At 39.1% G+C, this 18,346-nt stretch carries 22 protein-coding genes and 1 pseudogene; 10 read left to right on the top strand and 13 right to left on the bottom strand.

Annotation, left to right across the window (positions count from 1 at the left end; all coding sequences use genetic code 11):
- Positions 1-106: 106 nt before the first annotated feature.
- Together ACIQCE_RS08635 and ACIQCE_RS08630 are read left to right on the top strand one after the other, a co-directional pair.
- Positions 107-331: pseudogene (locus ACIQCE_RS08635) on the top strand (ABC transporter permease); the annotation flags it as partial.
- A gap of 176 nt (positions 332-507) precedes the next feature.
- On the top strand, positions 508-1,851 hold the full coding sequence (locus ACIQCE_RS08630; RefSeq protein WP_400494419.1) for a 2-hydroxycarboxylate transporter family protein: 1,344 nt from the start codon (positions 508-510) through the stop codon (positions 1,849-1,851).
- 73 nt (positions 1,852-1,924) lie between these two features.
- Here ACIQCE_RS08630 and ACIQCE_RS08625 read toward each other — a convergent pair whose 3' ends face one another.
- Entirely contained in the window at positions 1,925-2,134 is a 210-nt protein-coding gene (locus ACIQCE_RS08625; protein ID WP_400494418.1) for a hypothetical protein, read from the bottom strand.
- 219 nt (positions 2,135-2,353) lie between these two features.
- Between ACIQCE_RS08625 and ACIQCE_RS08620 the strand changes: the two genes are divergently transcribed.
- Genes ACIQCE_RS08620 through mnhG form a run of 7 tightly spaced genes read left to right on the top strand, consistent with a single transcriptional unit; the run spans position 2,354 to position 8,126 of the window.
- Entirely contained in the window at positions 2,354-4,759 is a 2,406-nt protein-coding gene (locus ACIQCE_RS08620; RefSeq protein WP_400494417.1) for a Na+/H+ antiporter subunit A, read from the top strand.
- A complete protein-coding gene (locus ACIQCE_RS08615; protein WP_353854694.1) occupies positions 4,756-5,187 on the top strand; it encodes a Na(+)/H(+) antiporter subunit B in 432 nt (143 codons plus the stop codon). Before ACIQCE_RS08620 ends, ACIQCE_RS08615 begins: the two co-directional genes overlap by 4 nt.
- Positions 5,187-5,528 carry a Na(+)/H(+) antiporter subunit C gene (locus ACIQCE_RS08610; RefSeq protein WP_353854693.1) on the top strand — a complete coding sequence of 114 codons (342 nt, stop codon included), beginning with the start codon at positions 5,187-5,189 and terminating at the stop codon, positions 5,526-5,528. The genes ACIQCE_RS08615 and ACIQCE_RS08610 overlap by 1 nt, the downstream gene beginning before the upstream one ends.
- On the top strand, positions 5,521-7,002 hold the full coding sequence (locus ACIQCE_RS08605; RefSeq protein WP_400494416.1) for a Na+/H+ antiporter subunit D: 1,482 nt from the start codon (positions 5,521-5,523) through the stop codon (positions 7,000-7,002). Before ACIQCE_RS08610 ends, ACIQCE_RS08605 begins: the two co-directional genes overlap by 8 nt.
- A 5-nt stretch (positions 7,003-7,007) precedes the next feature.
- The gene (locus ACIQCE_RS08600) at positions 7,008-7,487 is read left to right on the top strand and encodes a Na+/H+ antiporter subunit E (RefSeq protein ID WP_353854691.1); all 480 of its coding nucleotides are present in this window, start codon (positions 7,008-7,010) and stop codon (positions 7,485-7,487) included.
- Entirely contained in the window at positions 7,487-7,768 is a 282-nt protein-coding gene (locus tag ACIQCE_RS08595; RefSeq protein ID WP_400494415.1) for a Na(+)/H(+) antiporter subunit F1, read from the top strand. The genes ACIQCE_RS08600 and ACIQCE_RS08595 overlap by 1 nt, the downstream gene beginning before the upstream one ends.
- Entirely contained in the window at positions 7,752-8,126 is a 375-nt protein-coding gene (mnhG, locus tag ACIQCE_RS08590; protein ID WP_400494498.1) for a monovalent cation/H(+) antiporter subunit G, read from the top strand. Before ACIQCE_RS08595 ends, mnhG begins: the two co-directional genes overlap by 17 nt.
- Positions 8,127-8,156: 30 nt before the next feature.
- On the opposite strand, the gene ACIQCE_RS08585 is transcribed toward mnhG, so the two are convergent.
- From ACIQCE_RS08585 to degQ, 6 genes are all read right to left on the bottom strand, one after another.
- Complete coding sequence (locus tag ACIQCE_RS08585; RefSeq protein WP_353854689.1) at positions 8,157-8,546, bottom strand: hotdog fold thioesterase; 390 nt, start codon at positions 8,544-8,546, stop codon at positions 8,157-8,159.
- Between the two features lie 23 nt (positions 8,547-8,569).
- Positions 8,570-9,211 carry a two-component system response regulator ComA gene (gene comA / locus ACIQCE_RS08580; protein ID WP_400494414.1) on the bottom strand — a complete coding sequence of 214 codons (642 nt, stop codon included), beginning with the start codon at positions 9,209-9,211 and terminating at the stop codon, positions 8,570-8,572.
- A gap of 80 nt (positions 9,212-9,291) precedes the next feature.
- A complete protein-coding gene (locus ACIQCE_RS08575) occupies positions 9,292-11,598 on the bottom strand; it encodes a sensor histidine kinase (RefSeq protein ID WP_400494413.1) in 2,307 nt (768 codons plus the stop codon).
- A gap of 13 nt (positions 11,599-11,611) precedes the next feature.
- Complete coding sequence (gene comX / locus ACIQCE_RS08570; RefSeq protein WP_400494411.1) at positions 11,612-11,782, bottom strand: competence pheromone ComX; 171 nt, start codon at positions 11,780-11,782, stop codon at positions 11,612-11,614.
- Positions 11,760-12,683, bottom strand: coding sequence for a polyprenyl synthetase family protein (locus ACIQCE_RS08565; RefSeq protein ID WP_400494410.1), 924 nt, complete (start codon positions 12,681-12,683; stop codon positions 11,760-11,762). The genes comX and ACIQCE_RS08565 overlap by 23 nt, the downstream gene beginning before the upstream one ends.
- A gap of 151 nt (positions 12,684-12,834) precedes the next feature.
- A complete protein-coding gene (gene degQ / locus ACIQCE_RS08560) occupies positions 12,835-12,975 on the bottom strand; it encodes a degradation enzyme regulation protein DegQ (RefSeq protein WP_003213123.1) in 141 nt (46 codons plus the stop codon).
- Between the two features lie 505 nt (positions 12,976-13,480).
- Here degQ and ACIQCE_RS08555 point away from each other — a divergent pair.
- Positions 13,481-13,834, top strand: coding sequence for a YuzC family spore coat inner layer protein (locus ACIQCE_RS08555; RefSeq protein ID WP_400494408.1), 354 nt, complete (start codon positions 13,481-13,483; stop codon positions 13,832-13,834).
- Positions 13,835-13,861: 27 nt separating this feature from the next.
- On the opposite strand, the gene ACIQCE_RS08550 is transcribed toward ACIQCE_RS08555, so the two are convergent.
- The 6 genes from ACIQCE_RS08550 to ACIQCE_RS08525 form a co-directional block, all read right to left on the bottom strand.
- Positions 13,862-15,088: an EAL and HDOD domain-containing protein gene (locus ACIQCE_RS08550; RefSeq protein WP_400494407.1), complete on the bottom strand. Its 1,227-nt coding sequence runs from the start codon at positions 15,086-15,088 to the stop codon at positions 13,862-13,864.
- 139 nt (positions 15,089-15,227) lie between these two features.
- On the bottom strand, positions 15,228-16,697 hold the full coding sequence (locus ACIQCE_RS08545; protein WP_400494406.1) for a nicotinate phosphoribosyltransferase: 1,470 nt from the start codon (positions 16,695-16,697) through the stop codon (positions 15,228-15,230).
- A gap of 18 nt (positions 16,698-16,715) precedes the next feature.
- Positions 16,716-17,267: a cysteine hydrolase family protein gene (locus ACIQCE_RS08540; RefSeq protein WP_353854683.1), complete on the bottom strand. Its 552-nt coding sequence runs from the start codon at positions 17,265-17,267 to the stop codon at positions 16,716-16,718.
- Positions 17,268-17,327: 60 nt separating this feature from the next.
- Positions 17,328-17,735, bottom strand: coding sequence for a YueI family protein (locus ACIQCE_RS08535; protein ID WP_400494405.1), 408 nt, complete (start codon positions 17,733-17,735; stop codon positions 17,328-17,330).
- A gap of 28 nt (positions 17,736-17,763) precedes the next feature.
- Entirely contained in the window at positions 17,764-18,012 is a 249-nt protein-coding gene (locus ACIQCE_RS08530) for a YueH family protein (protein ID WP_400494404.1), read from the bottom strand.
- Positions 18,013-18,107: 95 nt separating this feature from the next.
- On the bottom strand, positions 18,108-18,329 hold the full coding sequence (locus ACIQCE_RS08525; RefSeq protein ID WP_400494403.1) for a spore germination protein: 222 nt from the start codon (positions 18,327-18,329) through the stop codon (positions 18,108-18,110).
- Positions 18,330-18,346: the final 17 nt, after the last annotated feature.

Here is an 18,346-nt window from a genome sequence, read left to right as displayed (position 1 = left end):
AGTAAAGCACATCACAAAAGCCGCATTATATCATATCTCTTGACATAAAAAGACAAAGAATGATGCCTTTTCACATTTTTTAAATAAAACAAATTTCTATTTATGAGCTGCACTTGTATTTGGTCATGTCATCCAATCGGTGCTATGGGAGCAGCACGATTCTTTAAATTTGCTCATTATTGGCTCTATCTTACCGCTATCTCAAGATATACCGAACGTGTACATGCTCATCGCACCATATGTGCTCACCATCCTTGCACTTACTGGATTTATTGGACGCGCTGATGCACCGAAAGCCCTCGGTACACCTTATTTAAAAGGGAAACGATAAATACGTTGTATGATCAATTCTCTGGAGGATGAACGACCTTCAGGGGATTTTTGTATGATAAAAACGAAGGATTCCTTTGTTTATTTTACTTTTATTAAACTTAATTTAGTTTAATAAATAGAAGAGCCCCTTTTAATCTTCTACAATTGAGACAAATAGCATTTGGGGGTGTTTATGTGGCTAATGCACAAAAATTGAAATCGATTACAAATGATTTTGATGATAATAATAAAAGCGTTTTCCAAAAGATCATATCTTGGAAAATTGGTGTTATTGATCTTCCTGTGTATTTAGTACTGGCAGCAATTATTTTAACTGCCGCTCATTTTAATAAGATTCCAGCAAATATGCTTGGTGGTTTCGCTGTTATTATGATTTTGGGGATTTTCCTCGGAGATGTAGGACAACGTATTCCAATTGTAAAAGATATTGGTGGACCAGCGATTCTTTCTTTATTCGTACCATCGTTCCTGGTCTTTTTTCATGTACTAAACCCGAACTCATTGGAAGCGGTTACGTCTCTGATGAAAACGTCTAACTTTCTTTATTTCTATATTTCTGCCCTTGTAGTAGGTAGTATTCTTGGGATGCAGCGAACTGTTTTAGTACAAGGACTTATTCGTATGTTTGTCCCACTTGTAGCAGGTACAATTGCCGCTGTTTCTGCCGGAATTCTTGTTGGTCTTTTAGTTGGTTATACACCACATCATTCTTTCTTCTTTATTATTGTACCAATTATTGCAGGAGGCATCGGCGAAGGTATCTTGCCATTATCTATTGCTTACTCTCAAATTCTTTCTGTATCAGCAGAGTCATTAATATCTCAATTAATTCCTGCAGCCGTTATTGGGAACGTCATTGCCATCATCTGTGCCGGCGCATTGAAGAAGCTTGGGGAAAAGCGTCCTGAACTGAACGGGAATGGTCGTCTTGTTAAATCGAAAGAAACAAACGAAATCTTCGAGCAACCTAATATGGAGGCAAAAGTGGATTTCAGTCTGATGGGTGCAGGTGTACTGGTTGCTTGTACAACTTTCATCTTTGGTAGCTTGTTAGAAAGCTTTGTTCATATTCCAGGACCAATCCTGATGATTGTTCTTGCAGCTTTAATCAAATACTTAAATGTCATGCCACAACATTTACAAAACGGGTCACAACAGTTCTACAAATTCGTATCAAGAAGCTTTACATGGCCGCTAATGGTTGGTCTAGGAATTCTATATATTCCGCTTGATGATGTAGCAACGATTATCTCTATTCCTTTTGTATGCGTATGTGTCGCTGTTGTTCTAGCAATGGTTGGTTCTGGTTACTTCGTTGGTAAATTAATGAACATGTACCCAGTAGAATCTGCGATCGTGACTGGTTGTCACAGCGGTCTAGGCGGTACTGGTGACGTTGCGATTCTCTCAGCTTCTGGAAGAATGGGTCTTATGCCCTTTGCCCAAGTATCTACACGACTTGGCGGAGCTGCGACGGTCATTTGCGCAACGATCTTACTCAGATTGTTTACTTCATAAAAATAGGCAATAAAAAGAATGTGATCTCAATGAGGGCACATTCTTTTTTATATTTTTTTCTCCTATAAAGACCTCATTCATCAGCTAGCACAATACGTATATATTCTCGAGGCTGAAAAGGATACTGTTTCGCTTCATGATAGGTCATGTAGAGGAGATGCTCTGAAAATAGCGGCCATTCGCTTTCTGCCTGCCACCTTTTTTGTTCATTTCGTTCAATGAAGAATGCTCCTCCTAAAATCGTGCAGAATATGCTTAAGCTGATGCCGACCTTCATTTTCATGTAATCATCTCCTTTTAAGAAAAGCATGTACGAAATACAAAACAATATACAACGGGGTTCATTTTTGATAAAATTATTTTTGTGGTCAGAAGAACTTAAAACGAATACAGTTGCTTGAAATCGGTTCAAACCAATGCACTATGTCTGTATTTACGCTATAATTTTAATTACCAGTTCTTTAGAACGTGAATTTATATTGATCAGAGGAGGTTCATTTTCTTGCAGCTTATTCACTTCGCCATTCTATCACCTTTTATGCTTGCCTTTGTTGTACCTTTCCTTTTCAAATATGTTAGACGTATACATACGGGATGGTTTGTTCTCATCTTGCCTATTCTTTTATTTAGCTATTTCATCCAAATGCTCACTATGACGTCAAATGGACGAACATTGTTTTCACAGGCTGAATGGATTCCTTCTCTAGGGATGAATTTCACTGTGTATGTAGATGGTCTGAGCCTGTTATTTGCTTTATTAATTACAGGTATCGGCGCACTCGTGGTGTTGTACAGTATTTTCTACTTATCAAAGGAAAAGGAACAGCTTGGCTCTTTCTATACGTATTTGTTCATGTTTATGACCGCAATGTTAGGTGTCGTTCTCTCTGACAACATGGTGGTTCTTTACTTGTTTTGGGAGCTAACGAGTATCTCTTCCTTCCTCTTAATTGGGTATTGGTATAAGCGTGAACGCTCTCGATATGGAGCAACAAAATCACTGCTGATTACCGTTTTCGGTGGATTATCTATGCTTGGTGGCTTCATCCTCATCTACCTCATTACGGATTCATTCAGTATTCGTGAAGCAGTCAATCAGCTCCAGCTTATTAAGGCATCACCTTACTTTATCCCTGCCATGCTCCTGATCTTACTAGGTGCGTTTACAAAATCAGCGCAATTTCCTTTTTATATTTGGTTGCCTGATGCAATGGAAGCGCCAACTCCTGTCAGTAGTTATCTGCACTCTGCCACAATGGTCAAGGCTGGCATTTATTTAGTCGCCCGCTTTAGCCCTATCTTTGCGATTTCAGAGGTTTGGTTTTGGACCATTTCCATTGTTGGGCTTGTCACATCGTTCTGGGGATCATTTCACGCTGTCCGGCAAAACGATTTGAAAGCCATCTTGGCCTTTTCTACCGTTAGTCAGCTTGGCATGATGATGCTGATGCTTGGCGTAGGCGCAGCTGCGATTCATGAAAATCATACCGCCTTCTTTGGCGCAGCCATTCTTGCGGCCATTTTTCATTTAATCAACCATGCCACATTTAAAGGCAGTCTCTTTATGGTAGCCGGCATCATTGATCACGAAACGGGTACTCGTGACATTCGAAAGCTGGGCGGATTAATGACCATCATGCCCATTACATTTACGATCACTTTAATCGGTGCATTCTCAATGGCTGGACTTCCACCATTTAATGGCTTCTTAAGTAAAGAGCTATTTTTCACAAGTATGATACGGATCTCTGACATCAGCTTTACTGACGTTTCAACATGGGGTGCTATTTTCCCAGCAGTCGCTTGGCTCGCTAGTGTGTTTACGTTCATTTACAGTATGATGCTCGTCTTTAGAACATTTAGAGGCAACCTCCGTTTGGATCAATTAGAGAAAAAACCGCATGAAGCACCGATTGGTATGCTCATTCCACCAATCATTCTGGCTACACTTGTGGTCACCTTTTTCTTTTTCCCAAATATTCTTGCCTATTCTGTGATTGAACCTGCTATTTCAGCGATTATTCCTGATGCAATTGAACCAGGAAGTCGTTTTGTCGTCAAAATTGAGGCGTGGCATGGATTTCAGCCAGAGCTTTATATGACAATCGGTGTGGTTGTGCTCGGCACGATCAGCTATTTGACATTGTCAAAATGGCGTCCAATGTACAACGTATTTAAAGCAAAATGGTCATTTAATTCTATATATGATCGTTCGCTGACAGGCTTAGAAAAAGGCTCATATCGCCTGACAAACAGCTATATGACAGGCTTTCTTCGTGACTACCTTGTCTATGTGTTTGGTTTCATGATCATCGTGCTTGGCAGTGTCATGGTCTATCAGCAAGCCTTCTCATTTAACACTAGGCAAGCTGCACCAATTGGCACTTACGAAGCCATTCTTTCATTCGTTATGGTGGCAGCGACCATCACAACTGTGTTCGCCCGTTCTCGGTTAACAGCCATTATCGCACTTGGTGTCATGGGATACACGCTGTCATTATTCTTCGTGATTTTCAGAGCACCTGACCTTGCGCTGACGCAACTAATTATTGAGACGATTTCTGTTGCGCTGTTTCTACTTTGCTTCTATCATTTGCCAAAGCTGAGCTTGAAGCAAAAAACGAGAAGGTTCAAAGTGACCAATTTGATCATTTCATTAGGCGTTGGAGTTGTTGTCACCTGTCTCGCTTTCGCTTCCACAAGCCAGCAGTCACTTGACACAATCTCAACTTATTTTATTGAGAACAGCTACAAGCTCGCAGGCGGAAACAATATTGTCAATGTCATTCTTGTAGATTTCAGGGGCTTTGATACACTCTTTGAAATTACCGTGCTCGCCATTGCGGCACTCGGTATTTATGGGTTATTAAAAGCTCAAGGAAAACGGAAGAGAGGAGTGCAGCGATGAGAAAAATTGATACGAATGATATGCTCTTACAGGTCACAACAAAAATCACAGCATTCATCATCTTGCTTTTCTCGCTCCACCTGTTTCTTGCAGGGCATAACAATCCTGGCGGAGGTTTTATCGGTGGACTGATGAGTGCTGGCGCTGTCGTTCTGCTGCTCTTAGCCTATGACCTGAAAACAGTAAGACGCATCCTTCCGTTTAACTTTATTTATGTAGCAGGCACAGGACTGCTCGTTGCGATCTTAACTGGAATGGGATCTTTCCTATTCGGTGCACCTTTTCTATCCCATACATTTGATTATTTTCAATTGCCGCTTTTAGGGAAAACAGAACTGGCTACAGCCGTACTGTTTGATATCGGTGTATATCTGGTTGTTGTCGGTGTCACCATGACCATTATTCAAACGATTGGGGAGAAGGAATAATGGAATTTCTAATGTCTATTATCGTCGGAATTATCTTTATGGCGGCGACCTATTTAATGCTCTCAAAAAGCCTTCTACGGGTCATCGTCGGTACGGCCGTTTTGAGTCACGGCGTCCATTTGCTTTTATTAACCATGGGCGGCTTAAAGAAAGGAGCACCGCCTATTTTAAAAGAGGGGCTCACATCCTATGTAGATCCATTACCACAAGCATTAATCTTAACTGCAATTGTCATTGCTTTTGGTGTGACATCTTTTTTACTCGTGTTGGCCTTTCGGGCCTTCCAAGAACTGCGAACAGATGACATGGATCAAATGAGAGGAAATGATCAGCATGAATAATCTCGTGATCTTACCTATTTTGATCCCGTTACTATCGGCTACACTATTAATCTTTATGAATCAAAATATCATGCTGTCGAGAGGTTTTAGTGTTATTGCATCTCTTTCAGCGATGATTTGTAATCTATACTTGGTTCAGACAATTTTCACAAATGGAATACAAACACTTTTTTTAGGCGGGTGGAAAGCACCCTTTGGCATCGCCCTTGTGGCCGACCAGTTTGCTGCGCTACTCGTTTTGACCGCTTCTGTTATTGGATTTGTGACTGTTCTCTTTTCTTTCCAAACGATTGGGAAAGAAAGAGAGCGACTGTTCTATTATTCAGGCGTTCAATTCTTATTGGCTGGCGTCAGCGGTGCCTTTTTAACAGGAGATATTTTCAACCTATTTGTTTTCTTTGAGTTACTGCTGATGGCATCTTACATGCTCATTGTATTAGGCGGCTCAAAGCCTCAGCTTCGAGAGTCACTGAAATATATCGTGTTTAACATCATTTCATCTGCGTTATTTATTGTCGGTGTTGCTTGTTTATATGCAGTCACTGGAACACTAAATATGGCCGATTTAAGTATGAAAATAACAGAGTCAGGGCAAACAGGTCTGATCACGGTCATTTCAGTTCTGTTCCTCATTGTTTTCGGCTTAAAAGCTGGTATTTTCCCGCTTTATTTCTGGTTGCCTGGTTCATATCATGCGCCGCCAGCAGCTATTTCGGCTTTATTTGGCGCGCTGCTGACAAAGGTGGGATTATACGCCATTGCAAGAGTATTTACCTTGATCTTTATTCATGATACCGAATTCACACATGCACTGATGGCTTGGCTGGCCGCACTTACTGTCATTTTCGGTGTGATTGGTTCGGTTGCCTACTCTGATGTACAAAAAATTGTGATCTATAACATTGTCACAGCCGTTGGAGTCATTCTATTTGGTATTGCTGCCAATACACCAGCATCGATTCAAGGGACGATTTATTATCTCATTCACGATATGGTAATGAAAGGTGCTTTATTTATGCTGGCAGGTGCATTGTTTGTGTGTGCTGGTACAAACAATCTAAAGAAAATGGGCGGGCTGATGCAAACAAAACCTCTCCTTGGATGGATGTTCTTTCTTTCAGCCTTATCATTAGCAGGTATCCCGCCACTTAGTGGGTTTGTTGGCAAACTAAAAATTGTCGAAGGCGGATTTACAGCCGGACACATGACCTTTGCCATTCTGGTCTTACTTTCCAGTCTTCTTGTCCTTTATTCTGTGATGAGAATTTTCATGCTCGCTTTTTGGGGTGAGGAACAGGAGCTGCCTGTCAGAAGAAAGCCATCTATAAAAGGAATGGTGTATCCCGGAGTGCTTCTTGTTGCCTTATCACTTGCGATTGGGTTAGGCACAGAATTCATTGCACCTTATATCAATCAAGCTGCTGAAATGCTTTTAACACCAGAAAAATATATTCAAGCTGTGCTGAAGGAGTAGATGACATGGCCTTTCAAATTTTACTCAATGCTCTCCTTGCCTTTACATGGATGTTAATGAATGATACCTACACAGCCGCAGGATTTGTTTCAGGCTTTATACTAGGGATGGTCGCCATTTTTATGTTGCGGCGATTCTTCCCCCAACGTTTTTATGGCTATGCACTTTATGCCATTTTCAAGCTCGTTGTGATTTTCATTCGAGAGCTACTACTTGCCAATTTAAGTGTACTAAAAACAATATTATCTCCGAAGCTTCAAATCAAGCCAGGCATTTTCGCCTTTCGTACGGACTTGAAAAATGATTGGGAAATCACTGTGCTCGCCAATTTAATTACACTGACACCAGGTACACTGGTCATTGATATATCTGATGATCGATCCATTTTATACATTCATGCAATGGATATTGAAGATGCTGAAAAGGCCATTCATGATATCCGTGTATCATTCGAAAAGGCCATCAAGGAGGTGAGCGGTAAATAATGGGGGTTTTTTTGCAAATTTCACTTGGCATCTTAGCGTTGTCTACCTTGCTTTTTGTCATACGGGTCATCAAAGGACCTTCTATCCCTGACCGCGTGAGTGCACTTGATGCGATAGGAATCAATTTAATCGGGATGACAGCCATTGTTTCTGTATTGCTCAGAACAACAACGTTCTTTGAAATTATTTTACTGCTCGGTATCCTCGCATTTATTGGCACTGTCGCTTTTTCGAAATTCCTTGAGAAAGGGGAAGTGATTGAAAATGATCGTCATCGCTAAAGCGATTGTCATCTTCTTTATCCTGCTCGGTGCAATACTTTGTCTGATCTCAGCCATTGGTGTGCTTCGATTACCAGACGTCTATACACGGATGCATGCGGCATCCAAAGCATCAACACTTGGCGTTGTACTGATTTTAATTGGTGTGTTTTTTCACGAATGGTTTCTTGCAGGTATCATCTCTGCAAAAATCTTATTAGGGATTGCCTTTATCTTTCTGACAGCCCCAGTCGGTGCTCACTTAATCGGAAGAGCCGCTTACAATACAGGGGTTAAACTGGATAAACGAAGTGTCCAAGATGACTATGACGGTTTTCGTAACTTCGTGATTAAGCGAAAAGAAGATTCTTATTTATAAAAAAAAGCTTCCGCTGCACCGGGAGCTTTTTTATATACGATCAATGACAGCAAGTGTGCATCTTGATGTACAAATGTGCCGATCTCGATCATCTTTTATATCGATTTGAAATACCATGGTACGCTGCCCTACATGAACAGGAACAGCTGTCGCTGTCACCACTCCATCACGTACAGACTTTAAATGATTGGCATTGATTTCAATGCCAGAGCAGACCTTTTGAGTTAAATCTAAATGAGCAGCAGCTCCCATGCTCGCAACCGTTTCTGCTAGAGCAGCAGATGCGCCTCCGTGCAGTAATCCAAATGGCTGTTTTGTTCGGTGATCGACTGGCATTGTCGCAATGCAACGTGATTGATTGCATTCAACAATCTCAATGCCAAGCGCCTCAAGCAGTGTATTTGACACACTCACATCCATGGTTGCCCTCTCCCTTCACACGTTTACAGCACATTTTCAGATTTTGCAATTAACACAGCTTCTGTTCGTGATCCAACATTCAGCTTATTAAAGATGGATGTCAAACTGTATTCAATCGAGCGTTTGCTCAAATGAAGTACATCGGCAATTTCTTGGTTGGTGTAGCCTTTTTCCACTTCACGAAGAATCAAACATTCCCGCTCTGTTAACAGATCATGATCTGTCTGCTGCCCCTGTTCTGGTTTTTCTTGTTGCTGTGAAATTAATTTTCTTAAATAGGATAGCTGAATGACAACTTCTCCTTGCAATGTACGATGTATGTATTCAATAATCTTGTCTTTTGTCTCTGTTTTACTAATTGCACCGTGCAATCCAGCTCGAATGGCCTCTTCAAAATAATCATCCACTTCATAGCCTGTATAAATGATAATTTTCACTTGCTCATTTGTTTCAAGAATTTGTTTCGCAATGTCCATTCCATTGATATCCCCGAGGTTTAAATCCATCAAAATCACATCATAGATGGAAAAATCATGCGTTTTTAAAAAGGCGGCTTCTGCATCAGGACTTAAACAATCGACTGATAGGTGCTGATCTGATTCTAATATGCTTTTTGTCCCTTCCATGACAGCCGGATGATCATCAATGACCAATATCTTCTTCATGTCTTCCTCCCTTTTAATCACTCACTCCCATTTTATATAAAAGACTTGGCATCTGCCAAGTCTTAATCCTTAATAAATCGTTACAATTCCATTTCAATTTTCACCTTGAGACCTTTATCTGGAGCTGTCTGAATGTGAAGCTTCCCATTTAACGCCTTCACTCTCTCCCTTATTCCAGAGAGCCCCATGCTCATTGTATGCTGATCAAGCTGACTTGAATCAAAACCAACTCCGTCATCCTCATAATGAAGGACGACCTGATCTTTAATACAAATGAGCATAATTAAGACTTGATTGGCTTTAGAATGCTTCAACGCATTGGATAATAGCTCCTGAACGATCCGGTAAATATTCAGTTGTGAATCAATGTCAATGTCCATTTCATTATCAAAGCGTGTTGTATTCAGCCTAATATGAAACGGTGCTTCCTCTTGAATTTGCGAAGTCAGCTTCGATATCGCCTTCACTAAACCTAAATCATAAAGCAGCTGCGGTCGAAGTTCATGACACGTTTCTCTTGTCGTTTGAATCACCTTAGACATTTGTTCATTCCATGAGATGAGCGAATTTTCAATAGAATTCGGGCATTGATCGTTTTGAAAATTTGTTAAAAACATTTCTGACTGTCTTTTCAATGAAATTAAATCCTGAAGAACCGAATCATGAAGGTCCCTGGCTAAATCTGAACGCTGCTTTTCTTCCATCGCAAACATGATCTTTTTTAGCCAAGCAGGGTTTGCTTCACGCTGTTTCAAGTCTTCAAGATGCTCCATCAATTCCTCGATCTTCACAACATTTTCTAAACTGACACTTGTGTAAAATGCCAATGTTTTCAGCCAAGAAATTTCATCACGTGTCAGCTTCGGTGTCTTTAAATTTGATAAACAGCAAATCACAAACGAGTGACCGCCCCGTTCTCCAATTTTCATCATGAATCCTTTATCCAACCCGATGATTTTACCAACTTCACCCAAAATATCTTGAAATTGATCCACATAATCTTTCCATAGCTGGCTTTCTTCTATTGATTCATCAATTTCAACAATTTGTCCATCTGCCTTCACTTCAAGCACAAAGGCTTTGTTCACAACAAGTACTTCTAAGATGGTGTATTTTAAATGATACAATACTTGATGAAGTGATGACGCCTCACGAATAAGCTGTGTAAATTTAAATACACTATCCTGATAATTATGCTTCTCTGAAAAACGCTTCAATCGAAAACGGAAATCGATAATTTCTTTAAAGTAGAAGACGGTGAGCATAAGAATGTACGTGATAATCGTAAATTTCACTGTATAGAAATTTGCATTTGGCTTTTGAATAAAATCAAAAATAACAACCACTAGTATTGTTGGTGTAATCGCTAAAAAACCGTAGTATTTAATCCTCCCCATAAAGAAATCAACATTATACAGCTTATTTGACATAAATTGATAGACTAAGAAAAAAGGAATTAAAAGAACAAACGATGCAACAACATAAGGTGAAATAAAATATATACCAAAAAAATAAGGAATGATAAAAAATAGCATGAATGGACTGAATGCTGAGATTAAAATGAGTGCAAATGCTCGAAGTACATTGCTGACTTCATTGTCTTTCAATTTTTTAGCAGCCCTTATAGTGATAATAATCGAAAGGAAAGCCAGAACAAAAAATGAAAGTAAATTGACATATGCTAATAGATTTACTGGTCCTGCTTTATTTTTATAGAATAAAACTAATAAAACGTTAGTAACTGGAACTAGATACAAATAAAAAAGAACTCGACGACGAATAATTTCTGTTCCTAATTCTTTTAAATATTGATACATAAAGTGCATATATAGTGGAGGTACACTATTCATTGTAACGATTACAAGAATACGACTGATAGCCTCTCCTTTTCCAGAACCACCAGAACTTACATAACCTATAGACACCGCCAAAAGAAATAAAGCTAAAATATAAGCTGACTCTTTTGGGTTTGCTTTATTCATTTTTAAAATCATAAATATACAAAATAGACAGATGGAATAAAGAATGACTGGTATTAGATAAATAAACAGATTCGCTTGACTCAATAACCTTACATTCTCTAAATCAATTTTATCACCATGTCTATCAACGACTAAACTTTTAACATTAGCTAAAAAACCTCTTTTAACTTCTTCAACTGGTTTTTTATTCCCATTCACTTCAAGTATGATATCGCCTTTCCTAACTCCAGCTAGATAGCTATCTGTAAAATTATCGACATCCACTACCTCAAGTTGACCCTGACTATTTTCCTTAACAGCTGCTCCAACAAAAATATTAAATACGTTGATATAAGAGATGTAAATCACATAGATGAAGCTAAGGATAACTAATATAACTGTTAACTTAGAGTAAAACTTTCTCATAATATTTATCTACTCAAGCAGTTGCCCATATGATTGCTTTAATAACGTCTTCTTTCTGGAATCCATCAACAATAATGCTTGCAGTCACTTGATCAACGTGAAGTAACGATGCATTTCCATTAGCAACTTGCTTTAATGCCGAGGGATTCTCCACTAGATAACTAACCAATTTTTGAATGTTCATCTTCTCCATCTCCAATTAAAAAGAGTATTAGCTTTTCTCTTTTAGAAGCCTCTATACATAGCTTTTTGATTGATTGTTTAAACTTGTTTATGAGGAGGTTTCTCATAATAAATACGTATTGCTGAACGCCTGATTCCTTTAATTTGTCTTTTAAATCTTCAGAGCAAAGGGTTTTCTCAGTTGATTTAAAATAACGAAGCAAGTCTGAACTTGATTGGTTAAACTCACTCTTCAAATATAATAGCGGCAATGTTTGCATTCTTTTAAAATCAGTATTATCTTTATTAAAAAGACCTAAATAGTCATTTTCAAGCTGTTCTGCCATTCCTAGATAATAAGCATACTCTTCTACTTTCTTCTCAAAAGAACCTGTCGCCAAAATAACCCCCAGTACACAGGGTAATACAAACAGTGATCCTGCCTTTAACTTCATGATATTTAAACAATCCTGCTCATTCTCCGGCTCCAGTGTCATATCCATATGCTGCCCTTGCATTGACTGAATGGAATAGGAATATACACTGTTTAACAGCTCTGTTGCATGGTCAAGCTTTGAAAAGACCTCAAAACTCAATGTAAAAAGAACATTCGCCGCATTAATCGCAATTCCGCTCTTACGCTTCATCCAAGGATACGAATCATTGTCCTGATCTTCAATATCATCTAATATATCGGCTGATAAAATGAGAAGTTCAATTCCTGCTGCAAGTTTTGTAATCGCTTGCTTATCTTGTCCGCCAAATGCCTCATAATGTTGATAAGCCAATTGAGCAAAAGGAAATTCATTCTTTATATCAGTAAATTCTAGAAGCAGCTTTTGTAAATCATGATGCCTGACTGCATGTTGAATAAAATCAGACATATTCTGCTTGATTTTTGTGTTCTCTAGATAGTTTAGCATATTCGGTCTGTTTCCTCACCCTCTCGCCTCTTATTTTACTAAAAAGATAGAAGCAAATGTCCACTGACATCACTATTTAACAATTATATAATAATATATCCTTTTTTTGTATGTATTTGGATAAAAAAAAGACTTGATGGTCATCAAGTCTTTAAGAAATTTTCACATATTCATATTTGTCGTATTGATCAATGCTTTTGTTAATGTTATGAAGAGAAGCCGTTGTTTCTCTGATTTCGTTTTCAAGTTTCCATAATAGTTGTTTAAGTTCTTCGATTTCATACTTTTCCATCGATTCCACTCTCCTTTTTTGGAAGATCAATGTATTTGTGTATGGTGATTGGGTCATAAGTATTTGATCTGTTACTAACAGTTTATATGCTATTGAGTATTTTTTCACCGAAAACTATACACAAAAAGTATGCGTGATACCGCAAAATTCAATAGGTCTTTTTTCATTATTTTCTGACTTTTCTAATCATACTTTTATCTCAATTTTAAAGGAATTTTGTCAAAATCGCGACACAAAAAGGCATCATTCGTCACGATTCTCTCGTAACAGAACGTACGATCCCTTTTATTTCAGAAGTTTTCCATGAAATAGGTCAGACGACAGGTATTGCTGTGGACACCGCAATTTTTTGGTGACAACCACCGAAATTGACCGCAAAAATACCTATTTTTAGGCTGAACATAGAAAGATAGAAAAATCTTTTTGATTCTTTATTCTGATTTTCTACATACATTTAAAACAGATATCCGTCCAATTTCACTTCAATGAGAGAAGAGGTGTCCAATTGCTTTACTATGTTCCTTATCCTGCTTTGCATGTTCCCGCAATAAGCGCATACCCGCGCGCACCTATGACCTTTCCTCTAGCTGATGCCCACTCCTTTCAAAGAGCTGCAAAGGAATCCACTCGGCTCGTCGAGGACGCAACATTGATTACACGCCAGATTGCAAGCTCTCTTTCGTTTGCACAGCGGATCATGCAGGCTGCTGAACAATCTGATACGACAAGTGTCATACGAATGCTGAAACAAATCGGTGTAAAAAGCAATATTGATATTCGCTTTAGTCCCGAAGGCATACGTATATATTTATCCCTGTCTTCAAGCAGACTTTTTCTGCTACTGCGGTGGGGATCATAAAGAAAAGCCGGTCCAGAACGGCTTTTCTTATGATTCAAACATTTTATAGCACCATTCAATGGCTTCTATATAACAGGCATAAGCTTCTTGCTTAGGAATATCTCCATCAAAAATGTCATTATCCCACTCATTTCGTTCAATCAGCTTGGCAACTTGCAGGACAATGGAATAGTCATTATCATAGCCTAACAAAGCCTGTCCAACCTCATCAGAGAGTGGAAGCTCTTTGACAAGCTCCGTAATGTCTGCCCTCACTAGCGTATCAATCAGTGAGAACATGCCTGTCAGCATATAAGATGCGGGATGCTCTCTTCCCGTACGATCGGCAATTAATTCACACGTTTTAGCGCGAATGAATGACATTTTGATAATTTCTTTTTGACTTGAGTTGGCTTGTACATTGAGCTCTTTAAATGAAAGGATAAAGATCCAGCGCCGGATCTCATTAAAACCAAGCAAAATAATCGCCTGTCTGATACTCTTAATTTGATAAAGCCTTCTCATGCCGCCTGAATTCAGCATTTTTAATAATTGATATGATAGTGAAAGATCACTTTCTATCAAATGTGTCACTGTCTGTATATTGGGCTGCTCCTTGCTCAGCTCGTTCAGAAGCTGATGATACGCATGAAAGCTAGTCGATAATGCCCGCCCCGAAATCACATGAGGCTCACTAAAGAAATACCCCTGAAACAGGTGGAAACCAGCTTCAAGTGCTTCTTCATATTCTTTTCGTGTTTCAACCTTTTCTGCGAGAAATCGAAGTCGATACTTTTTATATGTACTAAGGATTTCTCTTCGTTCTTCTAATGTTGTTTTAAGAAAATCAATTTTTAAAATATCAATACAATAGAGGAGGTCGTTAAGCAACTTGTCACAAAAATGAGTGCCGTTGAGAAAGAAATCATCGAGTGCAATCGTATATCCCCATTTTTTTAATTGCTTGCATCTCTTTATAAGTGCCGGGGTAATCGGTACATTTTCTAATATCTCAATTACAAGCTGATGTGGATCAAAGTAGGTAAGCAGATCAGATGAAAGCAAGCTTTCGGTGAAATTAATGTAGCATCGTTTTCCTTCAGTCAGTGTTTCAATGCCAATGTTTAAAAAACTGTTAATAATGAGGTCCGTTGTCGCTTGATCACCATCTTCAGCGCTATATGTATTGATTTCACTATCTCTATAAAGCAGCTCATATGATACGACTTGTTCTTTTCTGTTAAAAATAGGCTGTCTTGCAACAAACACCCTCAACTGCTCCAATCCTCCTTTATACAAAGAAAAACAAGATGTGTTTTTAGTATACCAAATGATTCCGTCTATGGTTCATTTTAACCAGACTAAAACGATAAAAAGAGACCATCAGGCTTGATGATCTTCTTCATTTACAAACTTAGCTTTCATACAGCTCTTTTTTTATTTTATTTTTGACATCATGGATAAATTGCATTTTATTATCCCAACATTTCTGACTGAGATCCACTGGATATTCTTCTGGTTTGCTGATTCGTTTATACTCCTCCCAGAAGAGTCCAAGGCTTTCCTGTACATATGCCTGAATCGTTTGAATATCCGGATTATCATACACAAGTTTTCCTTGTTCGAAGATTGGGACGTGAAGATCCTTTGCCACAAAATTTGTCACAAATTTGCTGATAAAGGTATGCACAGGATGGAACATTTTCAGTTTATCTTCACTTTGAACATCTTCCTCTTCAAGGGCAATGTAGTCTCCCTCAGAGTGGTGATTCAACTGATTGATAATGCGATACACACGCTTACGTCCTGGTGTCGTCACTTTCTCCGGGTTCGACGAGATTTTAATTGTATCATTCATTATGCCGTTTTCTTCAATTGAGACAAGTTTATAGACTGCACCTAGTGCCGGTTGATCGAATGCCGTGATCAGTTTTGTGCCAACACCCCATACATCAATTTTAGCGCCTTGTGCTTTTAAATTCATAATGGTATGCTCATCAAGATCACTTGATGCAATAATCTTCGCCTCATGGAAGCCTGCTTCATCAAGCATCGACCGAGCTTTTTTAGATAAGTATGCAAGATCGCCGCTATCCAGTCTGATACCGATGAAGTTGATCTTGTCTCCGAATTCTTTCGCTACTTTAATCGCATTCGGGATGCCTGATCTCACGGTATCATATGTATCCACTAAAAAGACACAGTCTTTATGAGTTTCAGCATACTTCTTAAACGCTATATATTCGTCTCGATACGCTTGTACAAGCGCGTGTGCATGTGTACCTGCCACTGGAATATTGAAGCGTTTTCCCGCACGAACATTACTCGTTGCTTGGAAGCCACCGATCAGTGCAGCTCTCGCTCCCCACATCGCTGCATCCATTTCATGTGCGCGTCTTGTACCGAATTCTAATGCTGTTTCATCTTCAATAATTCCCTTGATACGTGCCGCCTTTGTAGCGATCAGTGTCTGGAAATTCACGATATTGAGCAATGCCGTTTCGATTAACTGCGCTTCAACAAGTGTCGCCTCAATACGCATTATCGGTTCATTGGCAAAAACAATTTCTCCTTCTCGCATTGAATGAAGTGTACCTGTAAAGGACAATCCGCTTAAATATTCAATGAAATCGCTTTTATAACCAAGTTCATCTTGTAAATAAGCAAGATCACTTTCTGTAAAGGAGAAGTCCGATAAATACTCAATTGCTTTCTCTAAGCCAGCAAATACAGCAAAACCATTGTCAAATGGAAGCTTTCTAAAGAAGAGTTCAAAGACTGATTTCTTCTCATGAATGCCATCTCTCCAATACGTTTCTGCCATATTAATTTGATAAAGATCTGTATGTAGTGATAAACTGTCGTCGTCAAATCGATGCTCCAACTTCCAATTCTCCTTCCCTTACTCAATCACTTTCGCGCCAAGCGTATGCTTAAAGTGAGAAAGTGCCCACTCGTGCCCTGCTTCATTAAAACTGGCCACGGCATTCTGATGAATCACAAGATTAAAGCCTTTATTGTACGCATCAATAGCTGTATGAAGTACACAAATATCGGTACACACTCCGGCTAAATGAAGCTCTGTGATGCCGCGCTCGCGCAGTTTGATATCTAATTCAGTGCCGGCAAAAGCAGAGTACCTTGTTTTTTCCATATAGTAGACATGTTTCAAATGTTTAGTCGTGTGAAATAGTGAACTTAGCTTGCCATAAAGCTCAATTCCTTCTGTTCCGCGAATATTATGGGGCGGAAACAACTTAGACTCTGGATGATAAGGATCCTGTTTTTCATGATGATCGACCGCAAATACGACAAAGTGTCCTTCATCAATAAAAGAAGATGTGATATCTGTAATCTTTGACTCAATGGCTTGTCCTGGCTTTCCGCATGTCAGTTTCCCGTCGTCAGCAACAAAATCAACTGTATAATCAATACAAATCAATGCTTTGCCCATTCGCATCTCTCCAATAAGTTCTTTTGAACAATTATAGCTTATTCATTTCACAAGTAAAACCTATTCAACAGATTCACGAGAAAAAGCTTTCTGAAACAGCTCATCTTCTATATAAATCTGTTCTTTGTTTATCGCATGTGGCATGTCAATGACGAGTCCAAAAGGAGAGTGCGCTTCGTGATGGTTGACCACTTTAAAGGAACATCCAGTGGCATTCGCCATTTTAACATATTGAGAATAAGTAGCATAAGACAGTTCACCATTGAAAAGAACAGTGGCTTGTCGATTGGAACGCAATAATTCCTCTACCTCTTGATAAGGCTGATTCCTAGAAACCTGCCCCTTTGTCAGAGCGAGAAGCGCTCGTTCCCTTAATGAACCGAGAAACATTCTTCGTTCATCGGGCTTTGTTTCAGCATGTCCAAAAATCCCATGCTGCAAATAAACATCTACGGATTCTTCTTTCATTGATGCTTTCACTCCTGGTTTATGAAATTTACATTTCTGTGACCCAGTGCACAATTTTTTGTGCCAGCTCACGGGCTTCGTCTGTCTCGACTCTTTCAATTAAGGATTGTTCAAGTGATCGTTCAAGCTGCTGCTTTTCAGTCTCATACGCAATGGAAATACTCCATTCAATATCAGGTACTGCTACAAGCGTTTTATATTCTTTTTTATTTTCATGTAAATATACATTGTAGGTTTTCGGATGTTCGCCGATTACGTGTGCTTTTCTTATTTTCATTTGACGTTTTTTACACCTCTTTTTCTTCGCACTTCCATATCCATTGTACCATAAAAAAAGACAGCTTCTTAAAAAGGAATCCCTTTCAAAGCTGTCTACGCAAGAAAGCTCTTTTGCTGGCTGATGAGGCTTGCATCCCAAACAAATGTGACGTTCGGAGTGCTGAAAAATTGTGCAAAGTCTCCTGCATTATATGTGCCTGAACCACCGGCAGAGCGATCCACACTTTTTGGAGAGATTGCAAAAACATCACCGAATTGTGCCGATCCGTTCCCCGCTACACGATCAATATGAATAGGCCCAACAATTGCCGGCATATTTCCCACCCCCTTTT

Origin of the sequence: Bacillus sp. NPDC093026, from assembly GCF_044754665.1 — a bacterium.
Taxonomy (GTDB): domain Bacteria; phylum Bacillota; class Bacilli; order Bacillales; family Bacillaceae; genus Bacillus; species Bacillus maqinnsis.
The sequence above is the reverse complement of the archived record's forward strand: the minus strand, read 5'-3'. Positions and strand labels throughout refer to the sequence as shown.